The sequence below is a fragment of the Streptomyces sp. NPDC058637 genome, from assembly GCF_042717325.1.
Classification (GTDB): Bacteria; Actinomycetota; Actinomycetes; order Streptomycetales; family Streptomycetaceae; genus Streptomyces.
This window is the reverse complement of the sequence record NZ_JBHXRD010000016.1, coordinates 39,476-53,226: the sequence shown is the minus strand read 5'-3', so window position 1 is coordinate 53,226 and position 13,751 is coordinate 39,476. Positions and strand designations below refer to the sequence as shown.

Below are 13,751 nucleotides of genomic sequence, written 5' to 3'. Positions count from 1 at the left end.
AGTCACGGCGGCGTCGCTCACTTGTCGGCCCCCTCGGGCGCGTCGGTGCCGTCCGACTCGTCGGCGTCTGCGTCGACCGGCTCGTACACCAGGACGGCACGGTTGTCGGGACGCAGATGCGCCCGGGCGGCCTCCTGGACCTCCTGCGCGGTGACGTCGAGCACCCGTCCCACCGCGGTCAGGGCGAGCTGCGGGTCACCGAACAGGACGGCGTACCGGCACAGTTCGTCGGCGCGGCCCGCGACCGTACCGAGCCGGTCCAGCCACTCCCGCTCCAACTGGGCCTGCGCCCGTTCCATTTCCTCGGGCGTGGGGCCCTCGGCGGCGAACCGGGCGAGCTCCTCGTCGACGGCCGCCTCGATCTGCGGCACCTCGACGCCACCGGACGTCTTGACGTCCAGCCAGCCCAGCGAGGGCGCTCCGGAGAGCCGGAGCAGCCCGAACCCGGCGGCCACCGCCGTACGGTCGCGGCGGACCAGGCGGTTGTGCAGGCGGGACGACTCGCCGCCGCCCAGCACGGTCAGCGCCAGGTCCGCGGCGTCGCACTCACGGGTGCCGTCGTGCGGCAGCCGGTAGGCGGCCATCAGGGCGCGCGCGGGGACCTCCTCGTGGACCACTTCGCGCAGCTGCTCACCGATGGTGCCGGGCAGCGTGCCGTCGCGCGGCGGCTGCTTGCCGTCGTGGGAGGGGATCGAACCGAAGTACTTCTCGATCCAGGCGAGCGTCTGCTCCGGGTCGATGTCCCCGACCACGGAGAGCACCGCGTTGTTCGGCGCGTAGTACGTGCGGAAGAACGCCTGCGCGTCGTCCAGCGTGGCGGCGTCCAGGTCGGCCATCGACCCGATCGGCGTGTGGTGGTACGGGTGGCCCTCCGGGTACGCGAGGGCCGTGAGCTTCTCGAACGCCGTGCCGTACGGGACGTTGTCGTACCGCTGGCGGCGCTCGTTCTTCACGACGTCGCGCTGGTTCTCCATGGACTCCTCGTCGAGCGCGGCGAGCAGGGAGCCCATCCGGTCGGCCTCGAGCCACAGGGCCAGCTCCAGCTGGTGCGTGGGCATCGTCTCGAAGTAGTTGGTGCGCTCGAAGCTGGTGGTGCCGTTGAGGGAGCCCCCGGCCCCCTGCACCAGCTCGAAGTGGCCGTTCCCCTTGACCTGGCCGGAGCCCTGGAACATCAGGTGCTCGAAGAGGTGGGCGAGGCCGGTACGGCCCTCGACCTCGTGGCGGGAACCGACGTCGTACCAGAGGCAGACCGCGGCGACCGGGGTCAGATGGTCCTCGGAGAGCACCACGCGCAGGCCGTTGGCCAAGCGGTGCTCGGTCGCCGTCAAGCCGCCGGAACCGGCCTGGGCTGTGGCCGTGTGACCCATGGGCATGTACGTCCCTTCGATCGATACAGGATTTCCTGCCGGACCTGCCACTGTAAGCAAGCGCACGGGCACCTGGCGAAGTTCCCGTTCCGTGCATGTTGTCGTAGATGCTGCCGTAAACAGGGGCTCCGGGGAGGCCCTGGAGACCACTTCGGACGGGTCGAGGTCGGCGTTGTCGGTACGGCGGTCCACAATGGTCGGCGTCAGAACCTGAGGTTGCCCGACAGAATCTGTGAAGGAGTCGCAGCCGCGATGGCCCGCCGCAGCACGAAAACCCCGCCGCCGGACGACTTCGAGGAGAAGATCCTCGACATCGACGTCGTCGACGAAATGCAGGGCTCCTTCCTCGAGTACGCGTACTCGGTGATCTACTCCCGCGCTCTGCCCGACGCCCGCGACGGCATGAAGCCCGTGCACCGCCGCATCGTGTCCCAGATGAACGAGATGGGGCTGCGCCCCGACCGCGGCTACGTGAAGTGCGCCCGCGTCGTCGGCGAAGTGATGGGCAAGTTGCACCCGCACGGTGACGCGTCGATCTATGACGCACTGGTGCGCATGGCACAGCCGTTCTCGATGCGTCTGCCCCTCGTCGACGGTCACGGCAACTTCGGCTCGCTCGGCAACGACGACCCGCCGGCCGCCATGCGGTACACCGAGTGCCGGATGGCCGACGCCACGTCACTGATGACGGAGTCCATCGACGAGGACACCGTCGACTACCAGTCGAACTACGACGGCCAGGAGCGGGAACCGGTCGTCCTCCCCGCGGCGTACCCGAACCTCCTGGTCAACGGCGCGTCCGGGATCGCCGTCGGCATGGCGACCAACATGCCCCCGCACAACCTGGGAGAGGTGATCGCGGCCGCCCGCCATCTCATCAGGCATCCGGCCGCCGACCTCGAGACCCTGATGCGCTTCGTCCCCGGTCCCGACCTGCCCACCGGCGGGCGGATCGTCGGTCTCGGCGGCATCAAGGACGCGTACGCGTCCGGGCGTGGCACGTTCAAGATCCGTGCCACCGTCGCCATAGAGAACGTCACGGCCCGCCGCAAGGGTCTCGTCGTGACGGAACTCCCCTTCAGCGTCGGCCCGGAGAAGGTGATCGCCAAGATCAAGGACCTCGTCGGGTCGAAGAAGCTCCAGGGCATCGCGGACGTCAAGGACCTCACGGACCGGGCGCACGGACTGCGTCTGGTGATCGAGATCAAGAACGGCTTCGTGCCGGAGGCCGTGCTGGAGCAGCTCTACAAGCTGACGCCGATGGAGGAGACCTTCGGCATCAACAACGTGGCACTGGTCGACGGGCAGCCGCTCACCCTGGGGCTCAAGGAGCTCCTGGAGGTCTACCTCGACCACCGTTTCGAGGTCGTGCGCCGGCGCAGCGAGTTCCGCAGGACCAAGCGCCGCGACCGGCTGCACCTGGTCGAGGGCCTCCTCGTCGCCCTGCTCGACATCGACGAGGTCATCCGTCTCATCCGGGACAGCGACAACTCGGCGCAGGCGAAGGAGCGCCTGATGGAGCGCTTCTCGCTGAGTGAGATCCAGACGCAGTACATCCTGGACACGCCGCTGCGCAGGCTCACCCGGTTCGACCGGATCGAGCTGGAGGGCGAGCGCGACCGGCTCGCCGAGGAGATCGCCGAGCTGACGGCGATCCTGGACTCGGACGCGGAGCTGCGCAAGCTCGTCTCCGCCGAACTGGCCGCGGTCGCGAAGAAGTTCGGCACCGACCGGCGCACGGTGCTGCTGGAGTCGGCCGGTTCGCAGGTGGCCTCCGTGCCGCTGGAGGTCGCGGACGACCCGTGCCAGGTGCTCCTCTCCTCGACGGGCCTGCTGGCCCGTACGGCCAACGCCGACCCGATCGTCGCGGCCGAGGACGCCAAGCGCACCAAGCACGACGTGATCGTCTCGGCCGTCCCCGCGACGGCGCGCGGTGACGTGGGCGCGGTGACGTCCACCGGGCGGCTGCTGCGGCTGTCGGTGATCGACCTCCCGCAGCTGCCGGACACCCACGCGGCTCCCAATCTCTCGGGAGGGGCGCAGGTCTCGGAGTTCCTCACGCTGGAGACCGACGAGGAGCTGGTCTGTCTGACCACGCTGGACGAGGAGTCGCCGGGGCTGGCCATCGGCACCCTGCAGGGGGTGGTGAAGCGCGTGGTGCCCGACTATCCGGCGAACAAGGACGAGTTGGAGGTCATCACCCTCAGGGAAGGTGACCGCATCGTCGGCGCGACGGAGCTGCGTACGGGCGAGGAGGACCTGGTCTTCATCACGTCCGACGCCCAGCTGCTGCGCTATCCGGCGGCGCAGGTGCGTCCGCAGGGCCGTCCGGCGGGCGGCATGGCGGGCGTCAAGCTCACGGCGGGGGCCACGGTGCTCTCGTTCACGGCGGTGGATCCGGCGGTGGACGCCGTGGTGTTCACGGTGGCCGGGTCGCACGGCACGCTTTACGATTCGGAGCTGACCTCGAAGCTCACCCCGTTCGACCAGTACCCGCGCAAGGGCAGGGCCACCGGCGGGGTGCGCTGTCAGCGCTTCCTCAAGGGGGAGGACGTCCTGGTGTTCGCCTGGGCGGGCGGTGTCCCGGCCCGGGCCGCGCAGAAGAACGGCGCGCCGGCGGAGCTGCCGGCCCCGGATCCGCGTCGCGACGGTTCGGGGACGCCGCTGATCGGACCGGTCGCGGTGATCGCCGGCCCGCCGTCACACGGTCCGGGGCCCGGCCCTGCCCTGTCGTTGCCCGATCGTCACACGGCCTCGTCGGCGGCCGGCTGTCGCTCCGGATACTCGTCCGGCTGCTCTCCCGGCTGTTGTTCCTCCGGCTGTTGTACGTACCGCAGGACGCCCCACATGGCGCGCTCCAGCGCCTCGGGGGCGTCCTGCGGTGTTTCCCGGCAGTCCGCGAGCTCCTTGTGCAGCGCCTCGGCGTCGATGCCGGAGCCGATCAGCACCAGTTGCGTGAGCCGTGGTTCGTCCCGCGCCCACGGCTGCGGGACGAAGCGCAGGAATCTGCCGACGGCGTGCACGGTGTAGCGGTTGCCCCGGTCGGCCGCGCCGAAGTCGGCGAAGCCCTTGATGCGGTAGAGGCCTTCGGGCCTGGAGTCGAGGAACGCCATGAGGCGGCGGGGGTTCATCGGCACGTCGGCGGTGAAGGAGACGCTCTCGTACGCCGTGTGCAGGTGGCTGCCGTGATCGTCCTCCGTCTCGCGGAGCAGGTCCTCGAAGGTCAGCTGGCGGACGGAGTCGTCCTCGTCCGCCCCGAGAGCCGGATCGAAGAGCAGCTCCGGGTCGATCCGCCCGTACGCGGCGCCGATGACCGCCGCCCGCCCCCCGGACGCCGCCACGGCCTCCCGGACGGCGTCCAGATCCGATTCCGCCACCCGGTCCGTCTTGTTCAGCACGACGAGGTCGGCGACCGTGAGGTGGCGGTCGATCTCGGGGTGGCGCTCCCGCGTGGTCATGAATTCGGCGGCGTCGACGACCTCGACCAGTCCCCCGTACCGGATGCGCGGATTGTCGCTGGCCAGCAGCATCCGTACGAGTTCCTGGGGCTCGGCGAGGCCGCTCGCCTCGATGACGATCACGTCGAGGCGGGCGGCCGGCCTGGTCAGGGTCTCCAGGAAGGTGTCGAGCTCGCTCGCGTCGACGGCGCAGCACAGGCAGCCGTTACCCAGGGAGACCGTCGAGCCGACCTGCCCCGCCACGGTCATGGCGTCGATCTCGATGGACCCGAAGTCGTTGACGATCACCCCGATCCGGTTGCCCGCGCGATTGCGCAGCAGATGGTTGAGCAGGGTCGTCTTGCCGGATCCCAGGAACCCCGCCAGGACGACGACCGGGATCTGCGGGGTGCGGGGCGGTGTCAACGGGGGCCTTCCTCGGGGTCGGTCAGGGTGCCGGTACGGGGTGCGGCGGCGGGGTCCCTACATAGCGGGCCGCCGGGCGGATGATCTTCGAGTCCTCCGCCTGCTCAAGGATATTGGCGCTCCAGCCGACCACCCGCGCCGCACAGAAGGTGGGGGTGAACATCTCGCGCGGCAGACCGCACAGCTCCATGACGACCCCGGCGTAGAACTCCACGTTGGTGTGCAGCTCACGCCCCGGCTTGAGCTCGGCGAGGATGGCCTCCACCTGGCGTTCCACCTCGACGGCGAAGTCGACGAGCGGGCCGCCGAAGCCCTGGGCGATCGAGCGCAGCATGCGTGAGCGCGGGTCCTCGGTGCGGTAGACGGGGTGGCCGAAACCCATGATCCGGCCACCGGCGAGGACCTGTTCGCGGATCCAGCCGTCGATGCGGTCCGGGGTCCCGATCGCGTCCAGGGTGTCCAGGGCCCTGCTGGGCGCTCCGCCGTGCAGCGGGCCGGACAGCGCGCCGACCGCGGCCACCAGGCAGGCCGCCGTGTCGGCGCCGGTGGAGGCGACCACCCTGGCGGTGAACGTCGAGGCGTTGAAGCCGTGGTCGACGGTGGAGATGAGGTACTGCTCGACGGCCCCGGCCCGGGCGGCGTCCGGTTCCTCGCCGGTGAGCATGTGGAGGTAGTTCGCGGCGAAGGGCAGGTCGTCACGCGGTTCGACCGGTTCGAGACCCCGGCCGAGCCGGTGCAGGGCGGTCAGCAGGGTGGGTACGGCGGCGCAGAGGGCGAGCGCGTCGTCGCGGCGGCGGTCGGCGTCGATGTCGTAGACGGGGCGGAATCCGGCTGAGGCCCCGAGCAGCGACAGCGCGGTGCGCAGTCCGGCCAGCGGGCCGGAGACGACGCCCGCCCGGGCGATGCCGGGCAGCGCATCCCGCACCTCGGCGGGCAGGTGGCGCAGGCGTGCCGTACGGGCCGCGAAGTCGGCGCTCGCGGCCCGGCCGGGGAGCTCGCCGTGGAACATCAGGTACCAGACGTCTTCGAAGCTGCGCCGCTGCGCCAGCTCGATCGCCGAGTAGTGCCGGTAGTGGTAGAAGCCCTCGCGCCCAAGGACGTCGCCGAGGGCGGTGTCGGTCACGATCACACCGGCGAGGCCGCGAGGCACGTCGAGCGGGGCGGTTTCGGTGCTCGGAGCAGGCATTGCCGGTCTCTCCCTCAACCATGAGTCGAATATTGATTCAACAGTCCATGATTGACTTCATGCATTTCAATATTGATTGAATCAATGTGCAACCAGGATGGATACGGGTCGACATGGATACGGTGAGGGCATGACGCACGACGCGGCGCCGCACGGGGCCGGTACGGGACACGTGAAATCGACATCGGGATCGGGGCCCGAATCCGGGACCGCCGGGGAGGTACGCAGGCTGACGACCCGGGAGACGGCCGGGCTGCTCGGTGTGAAGCCCGAGACCGTGTACGCGTACGTGAGCAGAGGGCAGCTCAGCAGCAGGCGCGCTCCGGGCGGGCGCGGCAGCATGTTCGACGCCGCCGAGGTCGAAGCGCTGGCGCGGCACACCGGGCGCCGGGAGCACTCCCCCGCGGCCGGTGACCTGACCTTCCGTACCGGCATCACGCTCATCGAGCACGACCGGTACTACTTCCGCGGTGTCGATGCGACGGAACTGGCCCGCCACCACGGCTACGAGGAGGTCGCCGAGTGGATCTGGACGGGTGAGCTGCGCCCGGACGTCCACTTCCGGGCGCCCGCCGAATCGCTCACGGCCGCACGGCGGACGGTCGCGGCCCTGCCGGCGCACAGCGGCCCGACGGACCGGCTGCGGGTGGCCGTCGCCGCTGCCGCCGCCGCCGATCCACTGCGGTTCGACCTCTCCCCCCGGGGCGTGCTGAGCAGCGCACGCGGCCTGATCCCCACCCTGGTGGGTGCCCTGCCGGTGAGGGGCGAGGAGGCCGGTGACGGCGACCGGCTGGCCCGCAGGCTGTGGCCGAGGCTCTCGGGCCGGCCGGTCGACGCGGCGGCGCTGACCGTGCTCGACACCGCCCTGGCGCTACTGGCCGATCACGATCTGGCGGCCTCGACACTGGCGGCACGCGTCGCCGCGTCCGCCCACGCGCATCCGTACGCGGTGGTCTCCGCCGGGCTGGGCGTCCTGGAGGGGCCGTTGCACGGCGCCGCGAGCGGCCTGGCGCACCGGATGCTGTCCGAGGTGCTGGAGCGGGGCGCCGCGGCCCCGGTCGTCGCGGACCACCTCCGTACCGGCCGCCGGGTGCCGGGGCTGGGGCACCGTCTCTACACGGGCGAGGATCCACGGGCCCGGCTGCTGTTCGCCCTGCTCGCGGACCTACCGAGGGCGGCACCGGCACTGGAGGCGGCCCGTGACGTGGTCGCCACCACTGCCCGGCACACCCCCTTGCACGCCAATGTCGACCTCGCGCTGGCCGTCCTCTCGGTCGCGTGCGGCATGCCCGCGGAGGCCGGCGAGACGGTGTTCGCGGTGTCCCGCACAGCCGGCTGGATCGCCCACGCGCTGGAGGAGTACGCGGAACAGCCCCTGCGGATGCGGCCCAGCGGCCAGTACACGGGTCCGCGCCCGCCGCAGCCACTGCCCAGCCCGCCAGGGGCCGATCCTGCAATTTAGCTACAATCAGCGGGAATTTTCGCGGGGCGGTTGGGCCGTCGAACCGCGCACGACCAGTTCCGGTTCGAACAGGAGCTCGTCGGACGGCACCGTACGCCCCCCGATCTGTACCGAGAGCAGCTCGACCGCGGCCCGGCCCATGGCCTCGATGGGCTGGCGCACGGTGGTCAGCGGAGGCTCGGTGCAGTTCATGAACGCCGAGTCGTCGTAGCCGACGACCGAGACGTCGGCGGGCACGGACAGCCCGCGGCGGCGTGCCGCGCGCACGGCGCCCAGGGCGAGCGGGTCACTGGCGCAGATGATGCCGGTGACCCCCTGGTCGAGCAGCCGCATGGCGGCGGCCTGCCCGCCCTCCAGCGAGAACATCGCCCGGGCCACCCACTCGTCGGGCACGGTGGTACCGGACTCCTCCGCGAGCGCCCGGGCGGCGGCGAGCTTGCGCTGCGAGGGCACGTGGTCGGACGGGCCGAGGACCAGGCCGATCCGTTCGTGTCCGAGCGAGACGAGGTGGCGCCAGGCCTGTTCGACGGCGACCGAGTCGTCGCACGAGACGCCCGGGAACCCGAGGTGCGCGATGGCCGCGTTGATCAGGACGACCGGGATCCTGCGGTCGGCGAGCACCTTGTAGTGGTCGTGCGGGGCGTCGGCCTGGTGGTAGAGCCCGCCCGCGAACACGACCCCGGAGACCTGCTGCTGGAGGAGGAGTTCGACGTAGTCGGCCTCGGAGACCCCGCCCTTGGTCTGCGTACACAGCACCGGGGTCAGCCCCTGCTGGGCGAGCGCGCCGCCGACCACTTCGGCGAACGCCGGGAAGATCGGGTTCTGCAGCTCGGGGAGGACCAGCCCGACCAGCCTCGCCCGCTCGCCACGCAACTGCGTGGGACGCTCGTAGCCGAGGACGTCGAGCGCGGAGAGGACGGACTGCCGAGTGGCGTCGGAGACGCCCGGCTTGCCGTTCAGCACCCGGCTGACCGTGGCCTCGCTGACTCCTACCTTCTTGGCAACTTGAGCAAGTCGTCGCGTCATGAACGCAAGATTAGCGCAAATAACGCAAGATGATTGCGTTGCAGGCGAACCCTCGCAACGCTCACAGACGGAAGGGCCGGAGGCAAGGGGTCCGGCCGTGTACGAATGGCTGCGGTCCCACCCCGGGCCTGCCGGTCCTGCTCCGCGCCCTTCGCGGAGGCGGCCCCCGGGACTCCCGCGGAGGCGACCGCGGCTACGGAGATCATCGGGCGGGAATTTTCAGGAACGCCGGATCGCCCCTTACCGTTCGTACGATGAGCGCCCCACCGACCACCCCGCGGGTCTTGCGCCGGCTCGGCTGGCCGAAGCGGGTCTTCTCCCAGGTCCTGCTGATGCAGCTGGCCATCATCACCGGCGTCACGGTGCTGGCCACCGGCCTCTTCCTGGCGCCGCTCAGCGCCCAGCTCGACGACCAGGCGATGCGCCGGGCCCTGGCGATCGCGCAGAGCACGGCGGCCCAGCAGCAGATCGCCGTGTCGCTGCTCACCACCGAACCGGCCCCCGGCGGCCCCGTCCAGACCGTGGCCGAGCGGATCAGGCGCTCCACCGGCGCGGAGTACGTGGTGATCATGGACAGGCGTGGCGTGCGCTGGTCCCACACGGACGCCGCCCGGATCGGCCAGGTCGTGTCCACCGACCCAAGTACCGCGCTCGCGGGCAGGTCCGTGATGGAGATCGACAACGGCACCCTCGGACGCTCGGCCCGCGGCAAGGTGCCACTGCGTGACGGTTCGGACCGGATCGTGGGCGCCGTGTCCGTCGGGATCGCGTACGACAGCGTCCGCGCCAGGCTCCTCGCGACGATCCCCGGGCTGCTGGCCTACGCGGGCGGGGCGCTGGCCGTGGGGGCGCTGGCCGCCTATCTCATCTCCCGCCGCCTCCAGCGGCAGACCCACGATCTGGCGTTCTCCGACATCTCGGCCCTGCTCACGGAGCGCGAGGCCATGCTGCACAGCATCCGTGAGGGCGTCGTCGCGCTCGACCGCGCGGGGCGCGTCCGGCTCCTGAACGACGAGGCGCAGCGCCTGCTCGGCCTCGGGCCCGACGCCGCCGGCCGGCCGCTCGACGAGGCCCTGGGGGCGGGCAGGACCGCCGACGTACTGGCAGGACGGGTCGTCGGGGACGACCTCGTGGCGGTCAGCGGGAGCCGTGTGCTGCTCGTCAACCGGATGCCCACCGACGACGGCGGGGCCGTGGCCACCCTGCGCGACCGTACCGAGCTGGAGTACCTCGGCCGCGAGCTCGACTCCACCCGCGGCCTGATCGACGCGCTCCGCGCCCAGGACCACGAGCACGCGAACCGGCTGCACACCCTCCTGGGACTGCTGGAGCTGGAGATGCACGAGGACGCGATGGAGTTCGTCACGGAGGTCGTCGGCGTCCACCGGGCCACCGCCGAGCAGGTCACCGAGAAGGTCCACGACCCGCTGCTGGCCGCCCTCCTGGTCGGCAAGGCGACGGTGGCCGCGGAACGGGGCGTCTCCCTGCGCATGGCGCCCGGGACACTGCTGCCGGACCGGTTGGTGGACCCACGCGGCCTCGTCACGGTCGTCGGCAACCTGGTGGACAACGCCCTGGACGCGGCGGCGGGATCCACGGACGCCCGGATCGAGGTCGGGCTGCGGGCCGAAGGCCGTACCGTGGTGCTGCGCGTGCGCGACAGCGGTCCGGGCGTGCCGTCCGGCCGCCTTGAGTCGATCTTCATGGAGGGCTGGTCCACCAAGGACCTCCCCACCCACGGCAAGCGCGGCCTGGGGCTGCCACTCGTACGGCGGCTCGCGGAACGTCAGGGCGGCAGCGTGTCCGTGTCGGACTCGCCCGACGGCGGGGCGGTGTTCACCGTCGTCCTCCCCGAAGCGCTGGGCGGACCGGGACCGGACGGCGACCCGTCGGCACGCGTACAACCGGCGACAACAGGAGACTCCCCGTGATCCAGGTCCTGGTGGTGGACGACGACGTCCGGGTCGCACAGATCAACGCGGCCTACGTCGCGAAGGTGCCCGGATTCCGGGTGGCCGCCCTGGCCCACTCCGCCACGGAGGCCCTCACCCGGATCGGCGAGGTGCCGATCGACCTGATCCTCCTCGACCACTACCTGCCGGACCGCAACGGTCTGGCCGTGGTGCGCGAGCTGCGCGCGCTCGGACACCACACCGACGTGATCATGGTGACGGCGGCACGCGATGTCGCGACGGTGCAGGCCGCGATGCGCCACGGTGCGCTGCAGTACCTGGTGAAGCCGTTCGCGTACGCGGGGCTGCGTACCAAGCTGGAGGCGTACGCGGCGCTGCGCCGCACCTTCGAGGGCGGCGGCGAGGCCGAGCAGACGCAGGTGGACCGGTTGTTCGGCGGCCTGTGGGCGACGGAGGGGGCCGATCTGCCCAAGGGCCATTCGCCCACGACCGCGGAACTGGTCCGCCAGGCCCTGCGCACCGCCGGCGGGCCGCTCTCCGCGCAGGAGATCGCGGAGAGCGCGGGGATGAGCAGGCAGACCGCCCAGCGCTACCTGAAGCTGCTGGAACGCACCGGCCGGGTACGACTGTCCCTGCGGTACGGCGAGACGGGCCGCCCGGAACACCGGTACACCTGGGCCGCGGACTCCTGACGCCGGCGCCCTGCCGGATCCCGTCGCCCTGCCGGGAGGCCGTTGCCCGGCCGGGAGGCCGGCGCCCTGCCGGATCCCGGCGCCCTGCCGGGAGGCCGTCGCCCCTGCCGGAGCCGGATCTAGGCCGCGCCCGCCCCGGTGAGCGACCGGACCTCCGTCTCGGCGTGCTTGGCCTCGTCCGGGGGCTCGTGCGAGGTGACCGTGCCGATCCAGCCGGCGAGGAAACCCGCCGGAACGGACACCAGCCCGGGGTTCTCCAGAGGGAAGAGCTGGAAGTCCACCCCCGGGAAGAGCGAGGCCGGGCTTCCCGACACGACGGGCGAGAGCAGGACGAGGAGAACAGCGGGGATCAGCCCGCCGTACACGGCCCAGACCGCTCCCCGGGTGGTGAAGTTCCGCCAGAACAGCGAGTAGAGCAGTGCCGGGAGGTTGGCCGAAGCCGCGACCGCGAAGGCCAGCCCCACCAGGAACGCGACGTTCAGATTCTGGGCGAGCAGGCCGAGGCCGATGGCCACCACGCCGACGCCCGCGGCGGCGACCCTGGCCACGGCGACCTCGCTGCGCTGCTTGGCCCCCGGACGCCTGAACGTCGCGTAGAGGTCATGGGCGACGGACGCGGAGGAGGCCAGGGTGATCCCGGCGACGACCGCGAGGATCGTCGCGAAGGCGATGGCGGCGACGACGGCGAAGAGCACCGTGCCCCCGGTGGATCCCTCACCGCCTCCCAGTACGAGCGCCAGGAGCGGGACCGCGGTGTTCCCCGAGGCGTTGGACGCCCGAACGTCCGCGGAACCCACGAGGGCGGCCGCTCCGAACCCGAGCACGATCGTCATCAGGTAGAAGCTGCCGATCAGCCCGATGGACCAGACGACGGAACGCCGGGCCGCGCGGGCGGTGGGCACGGTGTAGAAGCGCGACAGGATGTGCGGCAGACCGGCGGTGCCGAGCACGAGCGCCAGGCCCAGGCTGATGAAGTCGAAGCGCGCGGTCCAGCTCCCGCCGTACCTGAGCCCGGGAGAGAGGAAGTCCCTGCCGTGTCCGCTGCGTTCGGCCGCGGTGTCGAGGAGGGCGTTCACGTTGCCGTGGAAGTGCGCGAGGACGAGCACGGTGAGCACGACGGCTCCGGCCATCAGCAGGACGGCCTTGACGATCTGGATCCAGGTGGTGGCGCGCATACCGCCGAGCGACACGTAGATCACCATGAGCGCCCCGACGCCGACCACGGTCCAGGACCGCGCCGTGTCACTCGTGCCGCCCAGGAGCAGAGCGACGAGGCTGCCGGCACCGACCATCTGCGCCACCAGGTACAGCACCGAGACGGTGACGGACGACGTGCCCACGGCGGTGCGCACCGGACGCTCGGCCATGCGCGCGGCGACCACGTCGGCGAGGGTGAACCGACCGCAGTTGCGTACCAGTTCGGCGACGAGGAGCAGGACGACGAGCCAGGCCACGAGGAAGCCGACCGAATACAGCATGCCGTCGTAGCCGAAGAGGGCGATCAGACCGGAGATACCGAGGAACGACGCGGCGGACATGTAGTCACCGGCGATGGCGAATCCGTTCTCCATGGGTGAGAACAGCCTTCCGCCCGCGTAGAACTCCTCGGCGGATCCCTGCCTGTTCCGGCTCACCCAGGTGGTGATGCCGAGCGTCACGGCGATGAAAACGCTGAACAGCAGCAACGCCAGCGTCTGGTGGTCCCCGCTCACCGGCCGATCCCTCTCGTCATCTCCTGGGTGTCCCACCGCAGTTCCAGCGCGGCCCGGTCGCGGTGCAGTCGCGCATGACGCGCGTACGCCCAGGTGAGCAGGAACGTGGTGAGAAACTGTCCCAGGCCCGCGATCATCGCCACGTTGAGGGCGCCGACGACGGGACGCGCCATCAGGCCGGGGGCGGAGGTGGCGGCGACCACGTAGGCGAGGTACCAGAGCAGGAAGGCCGCCGCCGCAGGAATCACGAACCTCCGGTAGCGGCGGCGCACCTCACGGAAGGCCGCGCTGCGCTGCACCTCCAGATAGATGTCGGCCGCGCTGTGGCCTTGTTGCGCCGCCTGCCCGGGCCGCGCTTCGGGCACGGAGCCCGCAGGGCCGTCGGGCTCACCCCACTCCGGGACCGGCGCGTCGTACCACGGGTCGTCGAGCCGCGTCGCTGCGGCATCCGGCCCTGCTTCCTTCTCCACCGAACAACTCCCTTGTCCACGAGCCTTTTCGGCCGCGTAGCCAAGAATGGGCAGATCGGG

The 13,751-nt window shown here is 71.2% G+C and carries 9 protein-coding genes and 1 pseudogene; 4 read left to right on the top strand and 6 right to left on the bottom strand.

Annotated features, from left to right (window positions below):
- Nucleotides 1–17 precede the first annotated feature (17 nt).
- Complete coding sequence (locus tag ACFWVP_RS18010) at nucleotides 18–1,373, bottom strand: M16 family metallopeptidase (RefSeq protein ID WP_384497709.1); 1,356 nt, start codon at nucleotides 1,371–1,373, stop codon at nucleotides 18–20.
- A gap of 246 nt (nucleotides 1,374–1,619) precedes the next feature.
- On the opposite strand from ACFWVP_RS18010, the pseudogene ACFWVP_RS18005 reads away from it, so the two are divergent.
- A pseudogene (locus tag ACFWVP_RS18005) lies at nucleotides 1,620–4,067 on the top strand (DNA topoisomerase (ATP-hydrolyzing) subunit A); the annotation flags it as partial.
- 44 nt (nucleotides 4,068–4,111) lie between these two features.
- On the opposite strand, the gene ACFWVP_RS18000 reads toward ACFWVP_RS18005, so the two are convergent.
- Both ACFWVP_RS18000 and ACFWVP_RS17995 read right to left on the bottom strand, forming a co-directional pair.
- Nucleotides 4,112–5,230 (bottom strand): CobW family GTP-binding protein, encoded by a 1,119-nt coding sequence (locus ACFWVP_RS18000; RefSeq protein WP_384497707.1) that lies wholly within the window; start codon nucleotides 5,228–5,230, stop codon nucleotides 4,112–4,114.
- A 22-nt stretch (nucleotides 5,231–5,252) separates the two neighbouring features.
- Entirely contained in the window at nucleotides 5,253–6,416 is a 1,164-nt protein-coding gene (locus ACFWVP_RS17995) for a citrate synthase (protein ID WP_384497705.1), read from the bottom strand.
- A 130-nt stretch (nucleotides 6,417–6,546) separates the two neighbouring features.
- Here ACFWVP_RS17995 and ACFWVP_RS17990 point away from each other — a divergent pair, with 130 nt between their 5' ends.
- Nucleotides 6,547–7,878, top strand: a complete 1,332-nt coding sequence (locus ACFWVP_RS17990; RefSeq protein ID WP_384497704.1) for a citrate/2-methylcitrate synthase — start codon at nucleotides 6,547–6,549, stop codon at nucleotides 7,876–7,878.
- Between the two features lie 6 nt (nucleotides 7,879–7,884).
- Here ACFWVP_RS17990 and ACFWVP_RS17985 read toward each other — a convergent pair whose 3' ends face one another.
- Nucleotides 7,885–8,904, bottom strand: a complete 1,020-nt coding sequence (locus ACFWVP_RS17985) for a LacI family DNA-binding transcriptional regulator (protein ID WP_384497702.1) — start codon at nucleotides 8,902–8,904, stop codon at nucleotides 7,885–7,887.
- 254 nt (nucleotides 8,905–9,158) lie between these two features.
- Here ACFWVP_RS17985 and ACFWVP_RS17980 point away from each other — a divergent pair, with 254 nt between their 5' ends.
- Both ACFWVP_RS17980 and ACFWVP_RS17975 read left to right on the top strand, forming a co-directional pair.
- On the top strand, nucleotides 9,159–10,835 hold the full coding sequence (locus ACFWVP_RS17980) for an ATP-binding protein (protein WP_384497700.1): 1,677 nt from the start codon (nucleotides 9,159–9,161) through the stop codon (nucleotides 10,833–10,835).
- Nucleotides 10,832–11,509, top strand: coding sequence for a response regulator (locus ACFWVP_RS17975; RefSeq protein ID WP_384497698.1), 678 nt, complete (start codon nucleotides 10,832–10,834; stop codon nucleotides 11,507–11,509). Before ACFWVP_RS17980 ends, ACFWVP_RS17975 begins: the two co-directional genes overlap by 4 nt.
- A 119-nt stretch (nucleotides 11,510–11,628) precedes the next feature.
- Here ACFWVP_RS17975 and ACFWVP_RS17970 read toward each other — a convergent pair whose 3' ends face one another.
- Both ACFWVP_RS17970 and ACFWVP_RS17965 read right to left on the bottom strand, forming a co-directional pair.
- Nucleotides 11,629–13,221: a cation acetate symporter gene (locus tag ACFWVP_RS17970; protein WP_384497697.1), complete on the bottom strand. Its 1,593-nt coding sequence runs from the start codon at nucleotides 13,219–13,221 to the stop codon at nucleotides 11,629–11,631.
- Nucleotides 13,218–13,691 carry a DUF485 domain-containing protein gene (locus tag ACFWVP_RS17965; protein WP_384497695.1) on the bottom strand — a complete coding sequence of 158 codons (474 nt, stop codon included), beginning with the start codon at nucleotides 13,689–13,691 and terminating at the stop codon, nucleotides 13,218–13,220. The genes ACFWVP_RS17970 and ACFWVP_RS17965 overlap by 4 nt, the downstream gene beginning before the upstream one ends.
- Nucleotides 13,692–13,751: the final 60 nt, after the last annotated feature.

Bases quoted from the DNA above. Each gene is read 5' to 3' on its own strand.
- ACFWVP_RS18010 (WP_384497709.1), bottom strand. From the start codon at position 1,373: ATGCCCATGGGTCACACGGCCACAGCCCAGGCCGGTTCCGGCGGCTTG.
- ACFWVP_RS17995 (WP_384497705.1), bottom strand. From the start codon at position 6,416: ATGCCTGCTCCGAGCACCGAAACCGCCCCGCTCGACGTGCCTCGCGGC.
- ACFWVP_RS17990 (WP_384497704.1), top strand. From the start codon at position 6,547: ATGACGCACGACGCGGCGCCGCACGGGGCCGGTACGGGACACGTGAAA.
- ACFWVP_RS17985 (WP_384497702.1), bottom strand. From the start codon at position 8,904: ATGACGCGACGACTTGCTCAAGTTGCCAAGAAGGTAGGAGTCAGCGAG.
- ACFWVP_RS17980 (WP_384497700.1), top strand. From the start codon at position 9,159: ATGAGCGCCCCACCGACCACCCCGCGGGTCTTGCGCCGGCTCGGCTGG.